The organism is Streptomyces sp. R818, assembly GCF_056172735.1.
Genome location: NZ_JAOCNE010000007.1, coordinates 152,009 through 173,695, shown reverse-complemented (window position 1 = coordinate 173,695; position 21,687 = coordinate 152,009). Strand labels below are relative to the sequence as shown.

The window sequence follows — 21,687 nt, the reverse complement described above, 5'->3', positions numbered from 1 at the left end:
TGGAGTTCCGGGTGGGCGAGGAGTGCGAGCCCGACCCGTTCACGCTGCCCGAGGCGGTCTCCGGCTCCTTCCGGAAGCTGACCCACGACATCAAGCACGGGCACCGGCTCGTCGTGCTGACCCCGCCCGCGACCAAGGGCGGCGGCGGGCACCCCGAGATGTGGGAGATGGCGGAGGTCGAGGACACCGAGGGCCTCCAGCTCCCGGCCGAGGGCTACATCCAGGTCCTCGACGACCAGGGCCGGTTGAAGACCTACCGGCGGATCGCCCGGACCTTCAACGACGGGCTCGGCTTCACCGTCGCCGAGGGCAGCCACGAGCAGTGGAGCTTCCTGAACCTCGCGGTGAACCCACCGGTCGTCCACCCCATGCACATCCACCTGGCCGACTTCCAGATCCTCGGCCGCGACAGCTACGACGCCTCCGGGTTCAGCACGGAGATCGGCGGCACGACGGAGCCGGTCGCGTACGACGGTTCCAGGCCGGTCCCGCTGCCGCCCAACGAGCAGGGGTACAAGGACGTCTTCCGCGCCCTGCCCGGTCAGATGCTGCGCGTCATGGGCACATTCGACGGGGCGTACGGCCGGTTCATGTACCACTGCCATCTCCTCGAACACGAGGACATGGGCATGATGCGGCCGTTCGTGGTGATGCCGGAGGAAGCGCTCAAGTTCGACCACGGGGCCGGGCACGGCGGCGGCCACGGAGGGCACGCGTAGCCCGCGCTCTCACCCGTTCGTGGTCCGTGGCGGCGGACCGCGACGGGTAGGGCTTCGCCCATGGAACGAACAGCGCTGCGGCCGAGATCGATGCCCGGGACGGCGGGGGAGCCCTCCCGCCGTCCGAACGCCGTACGGGACGGCCGCCGGCCGCTCGGGCTGCCGGCCGGGCTGGTCTGCGCCCTGGTCCTGGTCCTCGCCGGGGTGGGCCTCGGCGCGGTCGGCACCACGGTCGTCGGCATGAGCAGGATGGCCGAGGCCCAGCCGGGGAAGGCGGCGGCCGCGGACCCGGCGGAACCGTCCGCCCCGTCACCCTCGCCGAGCGCGAGCGCGAGCGCGAGCGCGAGCCCGAGTCCGAGTGCGGCCGCCGCCCGCGGCAGCCTCGGCGTGGAAGTGGTCGACGCCCCGCAGGGGTCCGGCGCGCTCGTCGTCGCCGTGCACGTCCCGGGGTCCGGATACACGGCCGGGCTGGTGCGCGGCGACATCGTCACGCACGTCGGCACGGTGGAGATCGGTTCGGCGCGCGACCTGGTGGCCCGGGTCGCGGACGCCCTCCCGGGACGGCAGGCGATCCTCACGGTGCGCCATCGTGACGGCGCGCGCCAGGCGCTGGCGGCGACGCCCGGCCTCGTCACATGACAGCCGTCGACCGCGCGTCAGACCGAACAAGCTGCGGACCGGCCGTGCGTCAGACCGTGCGGAAGTGCGTCGTCAGCCGCCGCTCGTCGTCCAGCACATGGAACGCGAGCCCCACCGGCGCCTCCCGGTCCGCGACCTGCTCGCCCTCCCACGGGAGCCGCAGCGTCCACGTCACCGCGGGCCCCACGACCAGCGGCCGCCCGGCGAACGTCGTCGCGGCCGGTGTGTGCGCGTGCCCGGTGAGCACCGCGACGATCTCCGGTCTGCGTTCGAGGAGCCGCGCCAGTGAGCGCGGCCGCGCGAGGACGTAGCGGTCGGGCAGCGGGTGGTGCAGCGCCACCGGCGGATGGTGGAAGGCGATGAGGACGGGCGTGTCGCCGTCGAGCGCGTCGAGCTGCTCCTCGATCCAGGCGTACGTCTCCTCGTCCAGGGCGCCCTCGTCCTCGCCCGGGATGCTGGAGTCGCACATGAGGACGGCCGCGCCGCCCACCCGGTGGACACGGTTGACCGGCCCTTCGGCCCCGGGCTCGCGCAACAGGACTTCACGGTAAGGGACCCGGCTGTCGTGGTTGCCGGGGCAGAGCAGGACCGGGAACGGCAGCGGGGCCGCCGGGGCGCGCAGTCCGAGCAGCCCGGCCGCCTCCGCGTACTCCGGCTCCGCGCCGTGGTCGGCTATGTCCCCGGTGACCAGGAGCGCGTCCACCGGGCCCGGCAGCGCGCGCAGGTGGTCGAGGACGCGGCGGGCGCGCTCGGTGGCGCGCGGGGTGCCGTCGAGGTGCAGATCGCTGATCTGGGCCAGCACGAGCATGGGCGTACGTCCTTCGGGGAGCGTCGGCGGGTCGCTAACGGTACAGGCCGATCCAACCATTAGCTCAGGCGCTGGGGCAATGCCCTTCCCGTCAGTGCGGGACAGGGGCGCGGGAAGGTGCGGGAACGGACTCGCGCCCGCCTCCCCGGCCGGGCAGGATGCTCCCGTAGACGCCCCGCACCCGTCCCGCGCCCAGGAGGCCCCCGCATGACGACCGGCACACCCGCCCCCTTCACCGCCGCCGACTACCGGGCCCGGATGGAGCGCGCCGCGCGCTCCGCCGCCGACGCCGGGCTCGCGGGGGTGCTCGTCGCGCCGGGTCCGGACCTGGTGTGGCTCACCGGGTACCACGTGCCGGCCGACACCGAGCGGCTCACGCTCCTGGTGCTCGCCGAGGGGCAGGAGCCGACGCTCGTCGTGCCGACCCTGGAGGCGCCGGACGCCGCCAAGGCCGCCGGGGCCGACGCGATGACCCTGCGCGACTGGACCGACGGCAAGGACCCGTACACCGTCGCCGCCCCGCTCCTCGGCGCGCGGGGCGGAGCGGGCCGCTTCGGCGTCAGCGACAACGCCTGGGCCATGCACCTGCTCGGTCTCCAGCAGGCCCTGCCCGACACCTCCTACGTCTCGCTGACCCAGGCGCTGCCGATGCTGCGCGGGGTCAAGGACGCCGCCGAGCTGGAGCGGCTCGCGGCCGCCGGCGCCGCGGCCGACGCCACGTACGAGGAGATCAGGAAAACCACCTTCGGCGGTCGCAAGGAGAGCGACATCGCCCGCGAACTCGACGGTCTGCTGCGGCAGTTCGGGCACGAGCAGGTCGACTTCACTCTCGTCTGCTCCGGTCCCCACGGTGCCGACCCGCACCACGCGCCGGGCGAGCGCGTCATCCAGGACGGCGACATGGTCGTCCTCGACTTCGGCGGCCTCAAGCACGGCTATGGCTCCGACACCTCCCGCACCGTGCACGTCGGCGAGCCCACCGACGAGGAGCGGCGCGTGCACGACGTCGTGCGCGAGGCGCAGACCGCCGCCTGCGACGCCGTGCGGCCCGGCATCGCCTGCCAGGAGGTCGACCGGGTCGCCCGCAAGATCATCAGCGACGCCGGGTACGGCGAGTACTTCATCCACCGCACCGGGCACGGCATCGGCGTCACGACGCACGAGCCGCCGTACATGATCGAGGGCGAGGAGCAGCCGCTCGTGCCCGGCATGTGCTTCTCCGTGGAGCCCGGCATCTACCTGCCGGGACGCTTCGGCGTCCGGATCGAGGACATCGTCACCGTCACCGAGGACGGCGGCCGGCGCCTCAACGCGACGCCCCGGGACCTGGCGATCGTGGGCTGACGGCCATGCCGACCCCGGAGCCGCTCACCGCCGCCACCGTGCGCCGCCTCCTCGCGACCCTGCTCCCGGACGGCGGCGGCGCCGAGGTGCGCCCGGTCGCCGAGGGCGGCGAGCACGCCACCTGGTGGGTCGGGGACCGGCACGTCCTGCGCCTCGCCCCCGACGTGCAGGCCGCACACCGGCTGCGCCGCGAGATCCGGCTACGGGACCTGGTCCGGCCCTACGTCGCGGTCGGCGTGCCCGCGTCCGTCGCGTCCGGGGAGTGGGCGGCAGGGCTCGCCTGCACCCTGGACACGCGGCTGCCCGGCGACTCCGGGGAGGTCAGGGACGTCACGGCCGCCGGGGAGGAGGACCTCGCCGGGCTGCTCACCGGGTTGCGCGAGGTGCCGGTGGCCCGCGCGGCGGCGCTCGGCGTGCCGAAGGCGGCCCCGCGCTCCCTTGAGAACCTGCGCAGGGCGGCCGGTGCGGCGGCCCGGAAGCTCGACGCGGACGACGAGTTCGAGGCGGAGCGGCTCGACCAGCTGACGCCCCGGGCCGTCGTCCAGCTCGGCCCCCTGGGCGACCCGGTCCTCGTCCACCACGACCTCAAGGGCGAGCACCTCAGGGTCGACCGGGGCGGGCGGGTGCGCGGCGTCCTCGACTGGACCGACGCCGTGGCCGGCGATCCGGCCGAGGACATCGCGGGCCTCGCGATCGCGGTCGGGGCGCGGGCGGCGGTCCGCTCGGCGACCCTCGCCGGACACGGCCCCCGGGTCTGCCTGCGCGGCCTGTGGCTGGCCCGCTGCGACACCCTGCTCCGCCTCGCCGACCGCCTCCACGGCGCCGACGCGGACAGCCCCGTACCGCTCCTGCGGGTCCAGCTGGAGCGGGCCTGGGAGCCGATCCTGCTGGAGCTGGTCTGAAGACCCCTCAAGGAGCTACGGCCACCACGCACGACTCGCCCGGCACCGTCAGAAGCCCGTCCGGCCCCGGCAGTTCCACCGGCTCCCACGCCGCGAGGATCTGCGCGACCGGGCGGCCCAGCGGGATCGACACCGGGTCCGCCGACAGGTTCACCGCCACCCGCAGGTCGCCCCGGCGGTACGCGATCCAGCGGGCCTCCTCGTCGAAGGCGACCTTGACCGCCGCCAGATCCGCGTCCTGGAGGTCCGTCCGGGCGTGGCGCAGGGCGATCAGGTCGCGGTACCAGGACAGCACGCGCGCGTGGTGGCCCGTGGCCTGCTCCGACCAGTCGAGGCAGGAACGTTCGCGCGTGGCCGGGTCCTGCGGGTCGGGGATGTCCTTCTCGGCCCAGCCGTGCGCGGCGAACTCCCGGCGCCTGCCCTTGCGCACGGCCTCCGCGAGTTCGGGGTCGGTGTGGTCGGTGAAGTACTGCCACGGGGTGCTCGCCGCCCACTCCTCGCCCATGAACAGCATCGGCGTGAAGGGGCTGGTCAGGACGAGCGTCGCCGCGCACGCGAGAAGGCCGGGGGAGACGTTCGCGGCGAGCCGGTCGCCCTGCGCCCGGTTGCCGATCTGGTCGTGGGTCTGCGTGTAGGCGAGAAGGCGGTGCGCGGGGGTGCGGGCGCGGTCCAGGGGGCGGCCGTGGTGGCGGCCGCGGAACGAGGAGTACGTGCCGTCGTGGAAGAAGCCGCGCGTCAGCGTCTTGGCGACGGCGGCGAGCGGCTCGCGCGCGAAGTCGGCGTAGTAGCCGTCGCCCTCCCCGGTGACGGCCGCGTGGACGGCGTGGTGCACGTCGTCGTTCCACTGCGCGTGCACGCCGAGGCCGCCCTCCGCGCGCGGGGTGATCATGCGCGGGTCGTCCAGGTCGGACTCGGCGATCAGGAACAGCGGGCGGCCGAGCCGTTCGGCGAGGCCGTCGACGGCCGTCGACAGCTCCTCCAGGAAGGGCAGGGCGCGCCGGTCGTGCAGTTCGTGGACGGCGTCCAGACGCAGGCCGTCGACGCGGTAGTCGCGCAGCCAGGCGAGGGCGCTGCCGACGAGGTAGGCGCGGACCTCGTCGGAGCCGGGGGCGTCCAGGTTCACGGCGCTGCCCCACGGCGTGTGGTAGGTGTCCGTGAAGTACGGGCCGAACGCGGGCAGATAGTTCCCGGCCGGGCCCAGATGGTTGTGCACGACGTCCAGGACGACGCCGAGCCCCAGCTCGTGCGCGGCGTCGACGAACCGCTTCAGCGCCTCCGGACCGCCGTACGGCTCGTGCACCGCCCACAGGCTGACCCCGTCGTACCCCCAGCCGTGCCGGCCGGGGACGGGACACAGCGGCATCAGCTCGACGTGCGTGACGCCGAGGTCGACCAGGTGGGCGAGGCGCTCGGCGGCCGCGTCGAGCGTGCCCTCGCGCGTGTACGTGCCCACGTGCAGCTCGTAGAGGACCGCACCGGTCAGGTCCCGGCCCGCCCAGCCCGCCTGCCACCCGTGCCGGTCGTGGTCGACGACCGCGCTCAGGCCGTCGGGCCCGTCGGGCTGACGGCGCGAGCGCGGGTCGGGCAGCACGGGTCCGTCGTCGAGCGCGAATCCGTACCGCGACCCGTCCCGCGCCTCCGCCTCGCCCGACCACCAGCCCGCGCGGCCGGCGTCGCGCTCCAACGCCCGCGCGGCGCCGTCGCAATGGAGCGTGACCTGCTCTGCCTTGGGTGCCCACACCTCGAAACGCACGGACGTCTCCCCCTCGTAGCCGGATGTCTGCCGACAGTGACGACGCGTCCATCCTGCGCCAGGAGTGATCGTTTCGCCGGTAAATCGCCACTACTGGCCGGTTCTTTTGTGCCCGCGGGCGTCCTTCGTTTTCTGGACACTTCGGCCGTGCTGCCCGACAATCACAGGCGTGACGTCCTCTTTTGAACACCAGACGTACCCCGCACGGCTCACCGACGCCGAGCGGGACCGTGCGCTGGCGGTGCTCAGGGACGGCGTCGCGCTCGGGCGTCTGTCGCACGACACGTTCGTGCGCCGCATGGAGCTGGCGCTCGCCGCCCGCAGGTCCGACGAACTGCACGCGCTCACCGCCGATCTGCGCGGCGAGAACCGCTGGTCCCGCGCGGTCCTCGGGGCCGTCGGCGCGGTCTCCGGGTTCACCGTGCGGATGCGCAGGGCCTGGACCGTCGAGCGGCTGCCCAAGCTGCTGCTCCCGCCACCGGGCAGCCCCTACCCGCTGCGCATAGGCCGCGACCCGGCCAACGGGCTGCGCCTGAGCCACGACACGGTCTCCCGGGTGCACGCCGAGCTGAGCCGCCAGGGCGGCATGTGGGTCCTGCGGGACCTCGGCTCCACCAACGGCACGTCGGTGAACGGCCGCAGGGTGACCGGCGCCGCCGTCGTCCAGGCCGGTGACCAGGTCGGCTTCGGCCGCATGTCGTTCCGGCTCTCGGCCGACTGAGGCGGACTGAGGCGGACGGCCTCGCGGCGCCTGCTCAGCCCCGCGCGAACCGGACCGCCGCGATCGTCGTACGGGCCTGGTGCTCGATCTGGTGCGCCACCGGCACCCACCGCGCGTTGAAGCGTGCCCCGTACACCTCGCACCAGCGGGTGACGAGGGCGTCGAGGCGAGGGGCCGCCGGGTCGCCGGCCTCCTCCAGGACGCGCAGGAGCATGGCCGCGGCCCGCAGCGGGAGGCGGCGCGCGAAGGCGTCGATGCTGCCGACGTAGGCCATCGTCGCGTCCGGCGGGGGCGGTTGCACCCAGTCGTCCGCGAGGCCGGGGACCAGGCTCAGCGCCCAGCGGGCGGCGCGCAGCAGCGGGCCCGTGGTGTCCGGGAGCCGGGGCAGGGCCTCCATGAGGACCGCCTCGACGAGCCGGGTGTCGCGGCTGAGCCGGGCCGAGATGCGGCGCAGCGCCCGTTCCGCGGCGGGGTGCGGGGCCGGGTCGTCGACCAGGTCGCTGGCCCACATCGGCACCTCGATGATGGCCGTGGAGCCGCCGTAGCGGTGCGCGTGGTGCCAGGTGGAGTGCCGGGCGTCGTCGGGCAGGCTCGGGAACGCGGCCTGCGCGTCGAGGCCCGGCATCACATGGACGCCCGGCCCGGACGTCGGCCAGCCCGCCGCGTCGCAGGCGCCCGTCTCCACCGGTATGTGGAGCTCGGCCGCCGACTTGGCGAACGCCTCCGCGAGCCCGGGTATGTCGCGGGTCAGCTGCACCCAGCTGCCGCCGAGTTCGGTCCCGTGCAGGGAGACCTGGAGGTAGGGGCGCAGTGCGTCGATGGCCCCGGTCAGCGTCGTCGTCTCCGGCGGGAGCCGGTTCGGCGGCAGCACCGAGGGCGACCACTCGGGCTGCTCGGGGCCCGCGGGGCGGAAGAAGTGCCGGTGGTAGTCGAGCAGGGAGCGGGGGGCGGGGGTGCGGTGCAGCGCCGCGCCGTCCGGGTCGGCGCAGAGCAGGAAGTGCCAGGAGCGGTCGGCGCGCAACGCCGGTTCGAGCAGCGCCCGTTCCGCCAGGTGCAGCACGGTCGGGCCGCCCGTCGGCTCGTTGGCGTGCGCGCCCGCGACGACGAGGACGGTACGCGGGTCGTGCCCGACGGACAGCAGATGCAGGGGGCGGCCCCCACGTGACGTGCCGATCCGGCGTAGTCGGCACAGATCGGGCCGGTGAGTCGCCAGCTCCCGCGCTGACTGGGCCAGTTCGGCCGTGGTGGGGTACCGCTGCTCCGTCAGATGACTCACCCCCGCTGGTGCTCCTGGCGTCAGCATCCGCAGTACCCCACGCTCCGCCGTGCCTGTCAAGAAGGCTTGTGTACAGCCCCGTCGCCGGTGCAGGCTACGCCGCTCGGCTCACGCGCGTACGAGCAACGCCACCGGTGACCGCCGGAAAAGCTCCGCCACGCGCGCGTGGCCGCCGAACTGACGTCCCGGGTCGAGCAGTTCCGTCCAGTCACCGGGCGGCAGCGTGAGCCGCGTGTCCTGCCAGCCGCCCGCCTCCGCGAGCCGCAGGGAGAGCCGGGTGACGGCCACGACGACGTGGCCCGAGCGCGCGTACGCCACGCAGTGCTGCCCGGCCGGGCCCTCCGCGGGCAGCGGCTCGTAGGTGGCCGCGCCGCCGAACCACTCCGGGTGCTCCCTGCGCAGGTGGAGCGCCGCCTTGGTCAGCGCCTCCTTCTCCGCGGAGAGCGTGCCCGGCTTCTCGGCGGCCTCGAAGCGGGCGGGCGTCCGGTTGTCCGGGTCCACCAGGGCGCGGTACGCGTGCTCGGTGCCCTGGTAGACGTCCGGGACGCCCGGCATGGTGAGGTGCGCCAGGGCAGCGCCGAGGACGTTGGCCCGTACGTGGGGCGCGAGGTCCGCCATGAAGCGCAGCACCTCCTCCCCGGGCGGGCCGCAGGGGCCGGACGCCACGAAGTCCCGCAGGGCGCTCTCGTAGGCCTCGTCCTGCTCGGTCCACGTCGTGAACAGGCCCGCCTCGCGCGCGTGCTTGAGCAGGGCGCCTTGCAGCCGCTCCGGATCCGCGGGGCCGAGCCCGGCCACCGTCTGCCAGGCGGCCCAGGCGAGCTGCGGGTCGGGCGCGCTGGTGGCGCCGCCGCGCGCGGTCCGCTCGGTCACCAGGGCGAGCAGCGCCTCCCACTGCGTGGGGCACTGGTTGAGGACGGCGATGCCCGCCCGGACGTCCGCGCTGCGCTTGGTGTCGTGGGTCGACAGGGCGGTCGAGGTGTAGGGCCAGTCCCGCTGCACGCGCGCGCAGTACGCGTGGAACGCCTCGGCGGGGACCGCAGGGTTCTGCGGGCTGCCGCCGACCTCCAGGGCCGACAGGAGCGGCGTGTACCGGTAGAACGCGGTGTCCTCGACCGACTTGGCCCGCAGCGCCGACGACGCCTGTGCGAACCGCGCCCGGAACGCCGTGTGCCGGGGCGAGTCCCCGTGCCGCCCGAGCGCCAGGTCGCGTACGGCGTCGACGGCGCGGGCCTCCTCGGCGACGGTGAACGCGGCTTTCGCGTCGGCCGCGTCGGACGCCGTGAGCACGGTCTCCGGGTCGACGCCCCCGGCCACGTACGGCCGGTACACCGGGACGCGCACCAGCAGCTCGCGCAGGGCCGTGCGCAGCGCCCAGGGCGCGTGGTCGCGCAGCGCGGGCGTCCCGGCGCACAGCGCGGTGGCCTCGCGCGTGAGGCGGTCCACCTCGGCGGCCAGCTCGTGCGTGACGACGCGGTGGGCGGCGCGGCGGGCGGTGGCCGCCCACTCGCCGCCGCGGTCGGCCGTGACGCCCGTGTAGCGGCGGAACAGGCCGAGCAGCTCGTCGGCGCCCGCCGGGTCGGTGAAGAGGCCGTCGATGTGGCGCAGCGCGTCGTAGCCCGTGGTCCCGGCGACCGGCCAGGCGGCGGGCAGGTGCTCGTCGTCCTCCAGGATCTTCTCGACGACGGTCCACCGGCCGCCCGTCGCCTCGCCGAGGCGCTGGAGGTAGCCGCCGGGGTCGGCGAGGCCGTCGGGGTGGTCGATGCGCAACCCGTCGACGACGCCCTCGCGCAGCAGGCGCAGGATCGTCGCGTGGGTCTCCTCGAAGACCTCGGGGTCCTCCTGGCGGACCCCGATGAGGTCGGAGATGGTGAAGAAGCGCCGGTAATTCAGCTCGGTGCGGGCGAGGCGCCACCAGGCGAGGCGGTACCACTGGGCGTCGAGGAGCTGGGGCAGCGGCAGCGTGCGGGTGCCCTCGCGCAGGGGGAAGACGTGGTCGTAGTAGCGCAGCACGTCCCCCTCCACCTCGAAGGCGGCCAGCTCGTCCCCGACGGGGCCGCCCAGGACGGGCAGCAGGACCCGGCCCCCTTGCGCCTCCCAGTCGATGTCGAACCAGCGCGCGTAAGGCGACGTGGGGCCGTCGCGCAGGACCTCGTACAGCGGCCTGTTGTGGCGCACGGAGGCGGCCATGTGGTTGGGCACGATGTCGACGACGAGGCCGAGGCCGTGCTCGCGCGCCTTGGCGGCGAGCGCCCGGAGCCCCTCCTCACCGCCCAGTTCGGCCCGCACGCGCGCGGGGTCCACCACGTCGTAGCCGTGCGTCGACCCGGGCACGGCCTCAAGGACCGGCGACAGGTGCAGATGGGAGACCCCTAAGGAGGCCAGGTACGGGACGGCGGCGGCCGCTGCCGCGAAGCCGACGTCGGGTTGCAGCTGGAGCCGGTAGGTGGCCGTCGGGGCGTGAGGCGTCATGCGAGATTACTTACCCCCAAGGGCGCCGTTCGTGCGTTCACCGCGGCGCTGCGGCGCGCCGCGGTGAAACGCTCCGGAACCCCCTACGCGGGCCGTCGCAGCACCGTGAGGCTCCGTCCGAGCAGCTCCAGACGGTCACCCGCCTGGACCTTCGGGCCGTCGTCCGTGGGCAGGCCGGTCGGCAGCGCCGTGTCGACGACCGGCTGCCACTGGCGGCCGTGGTCCATGGGCACCACGAACTCCTGCACCTCGGGCGAGGCGTTGAACAGCAGCAGGAACGAGTCGTCGGCGATGCGCTCGCCGCGCGGACCCGGCTCGGAGATCGCGTTGCCGTTGAGGAACACCGACAAGGAGCGGGCCTGCGCCGCCGTCCAGTCCTCCTGCGTCATCTCCTCGCCCTCGGGGGTGAACCAGGCGATGTCCGACAGCTCGTCGTGCGTGCCCTCCACCGGGCGGCCGTGGAAGAAGCGGCGCCTGCGCAGGACGGGGTGCTCGCGGCGCAGCCGCACCATCGCGCGCGTGAACTCCAGGAGCGGCTCGGGCGGCTCGTCCGGGTCGGCCCAGCGCACCCACGCGACCTCGTTGTCCTGGCAGTACGCGTTGTTGTTGCCGCCCTGGGTGCGGGCGAACTCGTCCCCGTGGCTGAGCATCGGCACGCCCTGGGACAGCATCAGCGTCGCCACGAAGTTGCGCATCTGGCGGGCCCGCAGATCGAGGACGGCCGGGTCGTCGGTCTCGCCCTCGGCGCCGCAGTTCCACGACCGGTTGTGGCTCTCGCCGTCCCGGTTCTCCTCGCCGTTGGCGTCGTTGTGCTTGTCGTTGTACGCCACCAGGTCGTGCAGGGTGAACCCGTCGTGGCAGGTCACGAAGTTTATCGAGGCGAGCGGGCGGCGGCCGTCGTCCTGGTAGAGGTCCGAGGAGCCGGTGAGCCGGCCCGCGAACTCCGCCAGGGTGCGCGGCTCGCCCCGCCACAGGTCCCGTACGGTGTCGCGGTACTTGCCGTTCCACTCGGTCCACAGGGGCGGGAAGTTGCCCACCTGGTAGCCGCCCTCGCCGACGTCCCAGGGCTCCGCGATGAGCTTCACGCGCGAGACGACCGGGTCCTGCTGCACCAGGTCGAAGAAGGACGAGAGCCGGTCCACCTCGTGGAACTGGCGCGCCAGGGTGGCCGCCAGGTCGAAGCGGAACCCGTCGACGTGCATCTCCTCGACCCAGTAGCGCAGCGAATCCATGATCATCTGGAGGACGTGCGGCGACCGCATCAGGAGCGAGTTGCCCGTGCCCGTCGTGTCCATGTAGTACCGGGGGTCATCGGTGAGGCGGTAGTACGACAAATTGTCGAGGCCCTTGTAGGAGAGTGTCGGGCCCAGGTGGTTCCCCTCGGCCGTGTGGTTGTAGACGACGTCCAGGATGACCTCGATGCCCGCCTGGTGCAGCGCCCGCACCGCCGACTTGAACTCCAGGACCTGCTCGCCCCGGTCGCCCCAGGAGGCGTAGGTGTTGTGCGGGGCGAAGAAGCCGATCGTGTTGTAGCCCCAGTAGTTGTTCAGGCCCATCTCGACCAGGCGGTGGTCGTTGACGAACTGATGGACCGGCATCAACTCAAGGGCGGTGACGCCCAGTTCGGTGAGGTGCTCGATGATCGCCGGGTGCGCGAGCGCCGCGTAGGTGCCGCGCAGCTCGTCGGGGAGCGCCGGGTGGCGCATCGTGAGGCCCTTCACGTGGGCCTCGTAGAGCACCGTCTCGTGGTACTCGGTGCGCGGCGGGCGGTCGTCGCCCCAGTCGAAGTAGGGGTTCACCACGACCGACGCCATCATGTGCGGCGCCGAGTCGAGGTCGTTGCGCTCCTCCGGCGAACCGAACGGATATCCGTACACCGCCTCCGTCCAGTCGATGCGCCCGCTGATGGCGCGCGCGTACGGGTCGAGGAGCAGCTTCGCGGAGTTGCAGCGCATCCCGCGCGCGGGGTCGTAGGGGCCGTGCGCCCGGTAGCCGTACCGCTGCCCCGGCATGATGCCGGGGAGGTAGGCGTGCCGGACGAACGCGTCGGACTCTCTCAGCTCGACCGCCGTCTCCGAACCGTCGTCCTGCAACAGGCACAACTCGATTCGGTCGGCGGCTTCGGAGAAGACCGCGAAATTGGTTCCGGCGCCGTCGTACGTGGCACCGAGCGGATACGCCTGTCCAGGCCAGACCTGCATGCTGACGACTCTTCCACTTCCGGCCCGGCGGTCCGGGCGACACCAGTGAGTCTGTCCCCGAAATGGACGGAACCACCTTCGAGTTGGACCCCTCTTACAGGAAGACCACGTACATCCGGTATGCCCACACGTGGGACTGCCGGGGGAGCAGGGGGAAGATGTGCGCGAACTAGCAAGACGCCATCTCGGGAAGCTGGTGGCCACGGTGGCGCTCGCCACCGCCGGTGCGGCCGTGGCGGTGGGCGTGGGCCTGCCGGACGGCGCGGGGGACGAAGCCGGAGCGGCGGCCAGGGCGGGCACGGCCCAGCGGGACGCCGTGGCCCCGGAGGGGACGGTCGAGGCAGCGCCCGAGGAGGGCGCGAAGGGGGTCGGCCGGGATCCGCTCACCGACGCCGAGATCGACCGGGCCGAGAAACTGGCCGTCCAGAACAACAACCTGCGGATGAACGCCCGGGACGTCGACGGCGACCGGGGCCCGCAGCACCTGTCCACCAACCTCACGGAGATCGACCCGGGCCTCAGCGGCGCGGCCGCCGCCCAGCGCCGCGCGGACGTCGTCTCCTACGACTACAAGAGCGACACCGTCGTCACCAAGACCGTGAACCTCGACACCGGCAAGGTGGAGGACACGCGCAACGACCAGGGCGTCCAGCCGCCGCCGAGCCAGGGGAACTGGCCGAGGCGGCCGACCTGCTGATAGCGAACAGGCTCGGCGCCGGCCTCAAGGCCGACTACAAGGACGCGACCGGCAAGAAGCTCACCAAGGCCGGACAGCTCCAGCTCAGCGGCATGATCTTCCGCAAGGAGACCGTCGCGCGCGTCCCGGCGGCCCTCACCGACTGCGGCGACCACCGCTGCCTGCGCGTCATCGCCAAGGTGGTCAACGGGCCGTGGATCGACACCCGCGCCCTGATCATCGACCTGAGCGACCGCACGGTGAGCCGCCTCTCCTGAGCGCCGTCGAGCCACCGAACCCTCCACATACCTCTCCTGCACAAGGGAGCCCTTCCGTATGCACGTGAACAGAGTCCGGCGCGCCCGCACGAGGCCCGCGGCCGCCCTCACGGGCCTCGCGGTCACCGCGCTGCTCGGCACCGCCTTCGCCACCACACCGTCCGCGACCGCCGCGCCCCAGGCGCCTGCTGCCGCCGCGCCCACCTGCTCGGCCGCGTACAAGATCGAGCAGACCCTCGACGGCGGTACCACCTGGCGCATGTGCTGGCACTACAACACCCTCTCCGGTCTCGTCCTTGACGACGTGAGCTACCAGCCCAAGAGCGAGCCGAAGCCGATCCGTGTCCTCACCAGTGCCCGCCTCGCGCAGGTCCATGTCCCCTACGACGACGGCAAGGCCGAGTACGACGACGTCACCGGCACCGACTTCGGCCAGGCGCTGCAACCGCTGCGCCCCGCGGAGTGCCCCGGCGGCACCATCAAGACCGTGAAGGTCCCCGGCATCGGCAACGTGGCCGGGCTGTGCGCGACCACGCGTGCGCGCGGGCACGCGTACCGCCTCAACGACGACCCCTCGACCGGCGGCAACGGCAAGGTGTACCAGGCCCAGGGCAAGGACCTGCTGCTCTACACCGTGAACAAGGCGTCCTGGTACGAGTACATCACCGAGTGGCGCTTCTCCTCCGACGGCACGATCACCTCCAACGTCGGCGCGACCGGCAGCCTCTCCCCGTACGACTACGAGGGCACCGACGGCAAGGGCTGGCCCATCGGCAAGGGCGCGAGCGCCTACGCCGAGAGCCACAACCACAACGTCTTCTGGCGCGTCAACTTCGGCCTCGACGGCTCCAGCAAGAGCAAGGTCGAGCAGTACGACTCGAAGGTGAGCGCCCCGCAGGGCGGCGGCGCGCCCACCACGAAGACCACCAGGACCCCCGTCACCAAGGAGCTCGCCGGTGACGCGGCGAACATGCGCTGGTGGCGCGTGGTCTCCACGGCGGGCAAGAACAAGGACGGCCACCCCAGGTCCTACGAATTCGTGCCCGGCCGCTCGGCCAAGTACCCGGGGCGCTCGTTCACCAAGCACGACCTGTACTTCACCGAGTACAAGAAGTGCGAGCAGTACGCGAGCGACAACCCCGCCGCCAACTGCGGCGGGAAGAGCGTGGACACCTGGGTCAACGGCCAAACCCTGGTGAACCCGATCGCCTGGGTCAACATAGGGTTCCACCACATCGCCCGCGACGAGGACCAGCAGCCCATGCCGGTCCACTGGCAGGGCTTCTCGCTGGCCCCGCGCGACGTCACCGCCATGAGCCCGCTCACTCCGGGAGACCTCGCGAACCAGAACGGGGTTCCCCCGGTGGGCCGTTGACAAACTCTCCTTCCCATCCGGCTGCACCGCCCGCCGCTCCCGGAGTACCCTTCCTTGATCGTTGTTGGGGGAGTGCTCAGCAAGCTCAACAAGCTCGGACAAGCTCGGGGGAGCGGAAGGCGGTGCGGAGCCGGTGAGCTCGGGAGGGCTTGAGCTGCCCCCTGGTGACGACGGTCACGAGGGCCAGGAGGGCCCGGGGGCAGCCGCCACGGACATCCCGCCCCAAGCGGTGTCACTGGCCCGGCCCATGGACGTGGGGTCCCAGATCGGTCCCGAACTGGACTGGGGCCCCGACGCGTGGCGCGAGGTCCGTACGCGCGCGCAGCGGGCCGGGCGCGCCTACATCTGGCTGAACCTGGTCGAGCAGCGGCTGCGCGCCGTCGTCGCCGCCGTGCTCCGGCCCGTCTACGAGCCCGTGCACGGCGACGACTGGGTCGTGGCCGCCGCCGGGCCCGCCGGCCAGGAGTGGGTGCAGCGGGCCGTCGCCGTGCGCGAGGTCAGCCGCCGCAAGGGCTACCTCCTCGACCCGGCCGACGACAACGTGCTGTCGTTCCTTACCCTCCCGCAGCTGCGGGAGCTGATGGTGCAGCACTGGCCGTGCTTCGAGCCGTACTTCGACGAGCGGCGCGACGTCGAGCTCGCCCTGGACGAGCTGGAGGTCACCCGCAACGTGGTCTCCCGCAACCGGGCCCTCAACGAGACGGTCCTCGCCCAGGCCGAGCGCGCCTCCGCCCGCCTCCTGGAGATGCTCGGCGCCGGCTCCGACGTCCCCTCGGCGCGCCGCCTGCCCATCGACGCCGTCGAGGAACTGGTCGGCGACCGGTTCGCGGACGTCGTCGGCGTCCACTCCGACCGGGTGCGGCTGCTTCGCCAGTTCCCCGCCGAGGACCTCTTCGGCGGCGCCCGGCGCCTCGACGCCATCGGCATCGGCCTCAACCTGCTCGTCCAGAACTTCTCGGGGCGCCGCCTCGTCCGCCTCGCCGAGTCGGGCGCCCGGATACGGCTGCTCTTCCTCAACCCGGCCTCCAGCGCGGTGAAACGGCGCGAGCGGGAACTCGGTATCAAACGGGGCGAACTGGGCCGCGCCGTCGAGATGAACATTCTCCACATGCGGCGGGTCCGGGCCCGGCTCCGCGACCCCGGAGCGTTCGAGATCCAGGTCTTCGACGAGACGCCGCGCTTCACCGCCTACCTCGTCGACGGCGACGGTGCGGACGGCGTCGCCGTCGTCCAGTCCTATCTGCGCCGCTCGCGCGGCATGGAGGCGCCGGTCCTCGTGCTGCGCGGCGGCGGCCGCACGGTCCGGGCCAACGCCTCGCCGGACGCGGAGAACGGCCTGTTCGTGACCTACCGGGACGAGTTCGAGCAGGCGTGGGCGGACGCGCGGCCGGTGTCCTGAGGGCCCCCTCGCGGCCGGCGCCCGGAGGGATTGTCAGTGGCGCGTGCGAAGGTGGTGGTCACTGGGGGAACGCACCACGAGAAGGGGGCTGCCATGGGCTGGCACCGGGAGCTGATGGTCGGCTTCGACCTGGAGACGACGGGCACGGATCCGCGCGAGGCGCGCATCGTCACCGGCGCCGTCATAGAGGTCAGGGACGGCACCGTCCTCGGCCACAAGCAGTGGCTCGCCGACCCGGGCGTGCCCATCCCGGACGAGGCGGTCGCCGTCCACGGCATCAGCAACGAGCGGGCGCGGGCGGAGGGCGCACCGGCCGACCGCGTGGCGAACGCCATCGCCGACGTCCTCGTCGGGTACTGGAGCACGGGCGTCCCGGTGGTCGCGTACAACGCGGCGTTCGACCTGACCCTGCTCTCCGCCGAACTGGCCCGCCACGGCCTGCCCTCACTGCGCGAGCGGCTCGGCACGGACCCGGCGCCGGTGATCGACCCGTACACGATCGACCGCACCGCCGACCGCTACCGCCGGGGCAAGCGCAACCTGGAGGCGGTCTGCACCGAGTACGGCGTCACGCTCGACGCCGCCCACGACGCCTCGGCGGACGCCCTGGCCGCGGCGCTCCTGGCCCGCGCGATAGCCGACCGCCACCCGAAGGTGGCGGGCCTGGGCCCGGCGGAGCTGCACCACCGCCAGGTGGAGTGGTACGCCCGGTGGGCGACGGACTTCCAGAACTTCCTGCGGGGCAAGGGGGAGGAGGGAGCGGTGGTGGACCCGTCGTGGCCGATCAAGTCCGACCCGGCCACATCCAGCCCGGCAAAATCCAGCCCGGCCAATTCCAGCCCGTCCGGCGTTTGAGGACTGGGGTCCGGGGCGAAGCCCCGTGCGAACGGCGGCGCACCCGCCAACGGGCCGAACCTCAGAACGGGTACCAGCGAACGCCCGTGTCCCCGTCCCGCAACGAAGCGACCCGCCGCCGAAACTCCGCCAGAGCCGCCGGATTACTGGGCACATGCTGCGCGACCCACGCACAGGACGCCGTCTCCCGCGCCCCGCGCAACACCGCACACCCCTCCCACTCCCGCACATCCCACCCGTACGCCCGGACAAAACCGTCATAAGCCGCCGCAGGCAACCCGTACCGGTCCCGGGACAACGCCATCACCACGAGATCGTGCTCACGGAAATCAGCCGAGAACGTCTCAAGGTCGACCAGAACGGGCCCGTCGGGACCGACATGCACATTACGGGGCAGGGCGTCACCGTGGATGGGCCCGGGAGCGAGCCGGGGCGTCAGCGCGGCGGCCGCGGCGGCGAACCCGTCCCGCCGCTCACGCAAGTACTCCGCGTCGGCCGGATCGATCGCGTCGCCCGCGAGCCGCAGCCAGCGCTCGACACCGCCCAGCAACTCCCGCCGGGGCAGCGTGAACGAGTCCGGCGCGGGCAGCGCGTGCACCAGCTTGAGCAGCTCCGCGAGGTCGCGCGGCTCGGCGGGCCGGACCGCGTCGGGGATGCGGTGCCACACGGTCACCGGATGCCCCTCGACGACGAGCGGCTCGGCCTTGGCGGCCCGTACGGCGGGGACACCGTGCCCGGCGAGGTACCCGGCGATGTCCAGCTCGCGCCGCGCCCGGTCCAGCAGCTCGGGCGCGAGCCCGCTGTCCCGGCCCACCTTGATCACGAGATCCCCGGCGGCGAACACCGCGTTCTCGCCGAGCGCGAGCAGCTCCGCGCCGTCCGCGGGGCCGTCCACGACGCCCGCCCGCGCCAGCACGTCCCGTGCCCGTACCTCGTCCATCACTCGCCTCCCGTGCGGTCCTGCCGAATACCGGGCCAGTCTCGCATCCGGCCGACACCCGTCCGAATGTCTTGACGTCGTAGCACCGGCTCAGCACGATGACGGGGGCCGCCGGACGGCCGCGAACACCTGATCGAGCGCCATCGGACCCGTCCAAGGAGCCGCCCGTGACCTCGGCGACCGCACGACCACGGACGGGGCGACCACCGGCGTCCGGACCGCAGCGCGAGCACGGCGCCTGGTTCCTGGTGCTCCCCGCCCTCCTCCCGATCCTGGTCCTCAGCGTCGGCCCGCTGCTCTACGGGATCGGGCTCGCCTTCACCGACTCCCAGTCGGGCCGCACCACGGCGACGCAGTGGGTCGGCACCCTGAACTTCCAGGACCTCCTCCACGACACGCTCTTCTGGGAGTCGTTCCGCATCGGCCTGCTCTGGGCGGTCGGCGTGACGGTGCCGCAGTTCCTGCTCGCCCTCGGCCTCGCCCTGCTCCTCAACCAGGAGCTGCGCTTTCGCTGGCTGGCGCGGGCGCTCGCGATCGTGCCGTGGGCGATGCCGGAGGTCGTCGTCGGCATCATGTGGCGCCTCGTCTACCACCCGGACGCGGGCATCCTCAACGAAACGCTGCGCACGCTCGGCCTGGGCGACGGCCGCGACTGGCTGACCGGCCTGGCGACCGCGCTGCCCGCCGTCATCGTCGTAGGGATCTGGGCGGGGATGCCGCAGACGACGGTCGCGCTGCTCGCCGGGTTGCAGCACACCCCGCGCGAGCTGCACGAGGCGGCGGCGATGGACGGGGCGGGGGCGTGGCGCCGGTTCCGCACGGTGACGTGGCCCGCGATCCGCCCCGTGGCCCTGGCGATCACCGCGCTGAACTTCATCTGGAACTTCAACAGCTTCGCCCTGGTCTACGTCCTGACCAACGGCGGGCCCGGCGGCCGCACCCGCCTGCCGATGCTGTTCGCGTACGAGGAGGCGTTCCGCTACGGGCAGTTCGGTTACGCGGCGGCGATGGGCTGCGTCATGGTCGCCGTCATCTCGATCCTCCTCGCCCTCTACCTCGTGGGCCGTCTGAAGGGAGGCGACGAGCAGTGATGAAAGCCTCCCGGCCGGCCCGCGCGGGCCAGTACCTCGCGCTCCTGGCCTATCTGATCTTCCTCGTCTTCCCGTTCCTGTGGCTGATCTCCACCGCGTTCAAGCCGCCGCGCGAACTGGCGAGCCTGCACCCCACCTGGCTGCCGAAGGACCCCACCCTCGACAACTTCCGGCAGGCCTTCGACGAGCAGCCCCTGCTGCGCGCGGCGGCGAACTCGCTGCTGGTCGCGGTCTGCGCGGCGGTGATCGCGCTGGTCGTCGCGGTCCCGATGGCGTACGTCATGGCCCGCCACCGCTCGCTCGTGTCGCGGGGGGCGACCGGCTGGGTGGTGATCAGCCAGGCGTTCCCGTTCGTCCTCATCATCATTCCGCTGTTCCTGATCCTGAAGAGCATGCACCTGATCAACGCGCTGCCGGGCCTGATCATGGTCTACGTGGTGTGGGCGCTGCCCTTCGCGCTGTGGATGCTGGTCGGTTACGTACGGGCGGTGCCGCGGGAGCTGGAGGAGGCGGCGGCGGTCGACGGGGCGGGGCGGCTGCGCATCCTGGTCTCGGTGACGGCGCCGCTGCTCGTGCCCGGCATCGTCGCGACGGGCCTGTTCGCGTTCATCAGCGCCTGGAACGAGTTCTTCTTCGCCCTGGTCCTGATGAAATCGCCGGAGCGGCAGACGCTGCCGGTGATCCTGACCCACTTCCTCGGCGCCGAGGGCGTCGCCGATCTCGGCCCGCTCGCCGCGGCGGCGTTCCTGGCGACACTGCCGTCCCTGGTGATCTTCGCGGTGATCCAGAAACGGATCACGGGCGGAATGCTGGCGGGGGCGGTCAAATGACGGGCCGGGCACGGAAGTTCCTGACCACCGTCGCGGCGGCGCTCCTCCTCGCCGGATGCACGTCCGGGGCGAAGGAGACGGGCGGGCGCGTCACCCTGGAGTTTCAGTCCCTCGCGTGGCAGAAGGAGTCCGTCGACGCCAACAAGCAGCTCGTCGAGGAGTGGAACGCGACCCACCCCGACGTCCAGGTGAAGTACGTGCAGGGCAGCTGGGACAGTGTCCACGACCAGCTGCTCACCGCGTTCGAGGGGGGCGAGGCGCCCGACATCATCCACGACGCCTCCGACGACCTGGCCGACTTCGCCTACGGCGGCTACCTCGCCGACCTGCGCGACTACCTCCCCGCCCGCCTCAAGGCCGACATTCCGCGGCGGAGTTGGGAGACGGCGACCTTCGGCGACGGGGTCTACGGCGTCCCGTTCCTCCAGGAGCCCCGGGTGCTGATCGCCAACGCGGCACGGCTGAAGGAGTCGGGCGTGCGCGTCCCGACGCCGGAACACCCGTGGACCTGGGCCGAGTTCCGCGCGGCCGCTGTACGGCTCACCGACGGGAGCAAGGACGCGTACGGCGTCGCCTGGCCGCTCAAGGAGCCCGTCTCGGCGACCCTCAACCTGTCCCTGTCCACCGGCGGGCAGATGTTCCACCGGGGCGCGGACGGCAAGGTGACGGTCCGGTTCGGCGCGGCGGACGCGGTCGTGCCGCGCACCGTCCACGACCAGGTGAACGCCGACCACAGCGCGTCCGGCACGACGCTCGGCATGGGCGGCTCCGACACGCTGCCCGGCTTCTTCGCGGGCAAGTACGCGATGGTGCCGCTCGGCTTCTCCTACCGGCAGCAGATCGTGCAGCAGGCCCCCAAGGGCTTCGACTGGCAGGTGCTGCCCGCGCCGGCCGGGGCCGACGGGCTCACCCAGGGCGTCAGCCCGCAGACCCTGTCCGTCTCCGAGGACAGCGCGCACAAGAAGGAGGCGGCCGAGTTCATCGACTTCCTGCTCCGCCCGCGCAACATGGTCCGGCTCGCCCTCGGCGACTGGATGCTGCCCACCGGGACGCGGGCGCTGAAGGACCCCGCGCTGCACACCACCGAGAACGACTGGGCGACCGGCACCGCCCTCGCCGCCCACCTCCGCTCGGCCCCGGCCCAGTCGGTGCGCGGCTACCCGGAGTGGAAGGACAAGGTGGCGACCCCGGCGCTGCAGGAGTACTACAGCGGCGCGATCGGCCTGGGGGAGCTGCGGCACCGCCTGGTGGAGGACGGGAACCTGGTGCTCGCCCGGTACCAGAGATAGCGGCCTCGACGGCGACGAAGCGGCTGCGGGCGAGACGAAGCGACTGTGGACGAGACGAGACGAGACGAGGCGACTGCGCACAAGACGAAGCGACCGCGCACGAGACGTATCGTCTTGCACGA

At 72.9% G+C, this 21,687-nt stretch carries 19 protein-coding genes; 13 read left to right on the top strand and 6 right to left on the bottom strand.

Features of this window, described 5'->3' with window-relative positions:
* Both N5I75_RS22260 and N5I75_RS22255 read left to right on the top strand, forming a co-directional pair.
* Positions 1-719: multicopper oxidase domain-containing protein (locus tag N5I75_RS22260; RefSeq protein WP_476679821.1), on the top strand; the 719-nt coding region annotated here is incomplete at its 5' end.
* 60 nt (positions 720-779) lie between these two features.
* Positions 780-1,358: a PDZ domain-containing protein gene (locus N5I75_RS22255; protein WP_476679819.1), complete on the top strand. Its 579-nt coding sequence runs from the start codon at positions 780-782 to the stop codon at positions 1,356-1,358.
* Positions 1,359-1,407: 49 nt separating this feature from the next.
* On the opposite strand, the gene N5I75_RS22250 is transcribed toward N5I75_RS22255, so the two are convergent.
* Positions 1,408-2,166, bottom strand: a complete 759-nt coding sequence (locus N5I75_RS22250; RefSeq protein WP_476679817.1) for a phosphodiesterase — start codon at positions 2,164-2,166, stop codon at positions 1,408-1,410.
* Positions 2,167-2,373: 207 nt separating this feature from the next.
* On the opposite strand from N5I75_RS22250, the gene N5I75_RS22245 reads away from it, so the two are divergent.
* Both N5I75_RS22245 and N5I75_RS22240 read left to right on the top strand, forming a co-directional pair.
* On the top strand, positions 2,374-3,510 hold the full coding sequence (locus N5I75_RS22245) for a M24 family metallopeptidase (RefSeq protein WP_476679815.1): 1,137 nt from the start codon (positions 2,374-2,376) through the stop codon (positions 3,508-3,510).
* Positions 3,507-4,412 (top strand): phosphotransferase family protein, encoded by a 906-nt coding sequence (locus tag N5I75_RS22240; RefSeq protein ID WP_476679849.1) that lies wholly within the window; start codon positions 3,507-3,509, stop codon positions 4,410-4,412. Before N5I75_RS22245 ends, N5I75_RS22240 begins: the two co-directional genes overlap by 4 nt.
* 7 nt (positions 4,413-4,419) lie before the next feature.
* Here N5I75_RS22240 and treZ read toward each other — a convergent pair whose 3' ends face one another.
* Positions 4,420-6,165: a malto-oligosyltrehalose trehalohydrolase gene (treZ, locus tag N5I75_RS22235; RefSeq protein ID WP_476679813.1), complete on the bottom strand. Its 1,746-nt coding sequence runs from the start codon at positions 6,163-6,165 to the stop codon at positions 4,420-4,422.
* Positions 6,166-6,334: 169 nt separating this feature from the next.
* Here treZ and N5I75_RS22230 point away from each other — a divergent pair, with 169 nt between their 5' ends.
* The gene (locus N5I75_RS22230; protein WP_476679811.1) at positions 6,335-6,886 is read left to right on the top strand and encodes an FHA domain-containing protein; all 552 of its coding nucleotides are present in this window, start codon (positions 6,335-6,337) and stop codon (positions 6,884-6,886) included.
* Between the two features lie 34 nt (positions 6,887-6,920).
* Here N5I75_RS22230 and N5I75_RS22225 read toward each other — a convergent pair whose 3' ends face one another.
* The 3 genes from N5I75_RS22225 to glgX all read right to left on the bottom strand — a co-directional run bounded on the left by N5I75_RS22225 (position 6,921) and on the right by glgX (position 12,832).
* Positions 6,921-8,162, bottom strand: coding sequence for a M14 family zinc carboxypeptidase (locus N5I75_RS22225; RefSeq protein ID WP_476679809.1), 1,242 nt, complete (start codon positions 8,160-8,162; stop codon positions 6,921-6,923).
* Between the two features lie 108 nt (positions 8,163-8,270).
* A complete protein-coding gene (gene treY / locus N5I75_RS22220; RefSeq protein ID WP_476679807.1) occupies positions 8,271-10,631 on the bottom strand; it encodes a malto-oligosyltrehalose synthase in 2,361 nt (786 codons plus the stop codon).
* A gap of 83 nt (positions 10,632-10,714) precedes the next feature.
* Positions 10,715-12,832 (bottom strand): glycogen debranching protein GlgX, encoded by a 2,118-nt coding sequence (gene glgX, locus N5I75_RS22215; RefSeq protein ID WP_476679805.1) that lies wholly within the window; start codon positions 12,830-12,832, stop codon positions 10,715-10,717.
* 160 nt (positions 12,833-12,992) lie between these two features.
* Here glgX and N5I75_RS22210 point away from each other — a divergent pair, with 160 nt between their 5' ends.
* The 5 genes from N5I75_RS22210 (at position 12,993) to N5I75_RS22190 (ending at position 17,415) form a co-directional block, all read left to right on the top strand.
* Entirely contained in the window at positions 12,993-13,529 is a 537-nt protein-coding gene (locus N5I75_RS22210) for a hypothetical protein (RefSeq protein ID WP_476679803.1), read from the top strand.
* Positions 13,530-13,621: 92 nt separating this feature from the next.
* Positions 13,622-13,786, top strand: coding sequence for a hypothetical protein (locus N5I75_RS22205; protein ID WP_476679801.1), 165 nt, complete (start codon positions 13,622-13,624; stop codon positions 13,784-13,786).
* 58 nt (positions 13,787-13,844) lie between these two features.
* A complete protein-coding gene (locus N5I75_RS22200) occupies positions 13,845-15,161 on the top strand; it encodes a copper amine oxidase (RefSeq protein WP_476679799.1) in 1,317 nt (438 codons plus the stop codon).
* A 133-nt stretch (positions 15,162-15,294) separates the two neighbouring features.
* Positions 15,295-16,560 carry an SAV2148 family HEPN domain-containing protein gene (locus N5I75_RS22195; protein ID WP_476679797.1) on the top strand — a complete coding sequence of 422 codons (1,266 nt, stop codon included), beginning with the start codon at positions 15,295-15,297 and terminating at the stop codon, positions 16,558-16,560.
* Positions 16,561-16,653: 93 nt separating this feature from the next.
* A complete protein-coding gene (locus N5I75_RS22190) occupies positions 16,654-17,415 on the top strand; it encodes an exonuclease domain-containing protein (RefSeq protein WP_476679795.1) in 762 nt (253 codons plus the stop codon).
* A 61-nt stretch (positions 17,416-17,476) separates the two neighbouring features.
* On the opposite strand, the gene N5I75_RS22185 is transcribed toward N5I75_RS22190, so the two are convergent.
* Positions 17,477-18,355 carry a phosphotransferase enzyme family protein gene (locus tag N5I75_RS22185; protein WP_476679793.1) on the bottom strand — a complete coding sequence of 293 codons (879 nt, stop codon included), beginning with the start codon at positions 18,353-18,355 and terminating at the stop codon, positions 17,477-17,479.
* A gap of 167 nt (positions 18,356-18,522) precedes the next feature.
* Here N5I75_RS22185 and N5I75_RS22180 point away from each other — a divergent pair, with 167 nt between their 5' ends.
* The 3 genes from N5I75_RS22180 to N5I75_RS22170 are packed head-to-tail and all read left to right on the top strand — an operon-like array spanning position 18,523 to position 21,565.
* Positions 18,523-19,446 carry a carbohydrate ABC transporter permease gene (locus N5I75_RS22180; protein ID WP_476679791.1) on the top strand — a complete coding sequence of 308 codons (924 nt, stop codon included), beginning with the start codon at positions 18,523-18,525 and terminating at the stop codon, positions 19,444-19,446.
* Positions 19,446-20,276 (top strand): carbohydrate ABC transporter permease, encoded by an 831-nt coding sequence (locus N5I75_RS22175; protein WP_476679789.1) that lies wholly within the window; start codon positions 19,446-19,448, stop codon positions 20,274-20,276. Before N5I75_RS22180 ends, N5I75_RS22175 begins: the two co-directional genes overlap by 1 nt.
* Positions 20,273-21,565, top strand: a complete 1,293-nt coding sequence (locus tag N5I75_RS22170) for an ABC transporter substrate-binding protein (protein WP_476679787.1) — start codon at positions 20,273-20,275, stop codon at positions 21,563-21,565. The genes N5I75_RS22175 and N5I75_RS22170 overlap by 4 nt, the downstream gene beginning before the upstream one ends.
* Positions 21,566-21,687: the final 122 nt, after the last annotated feature.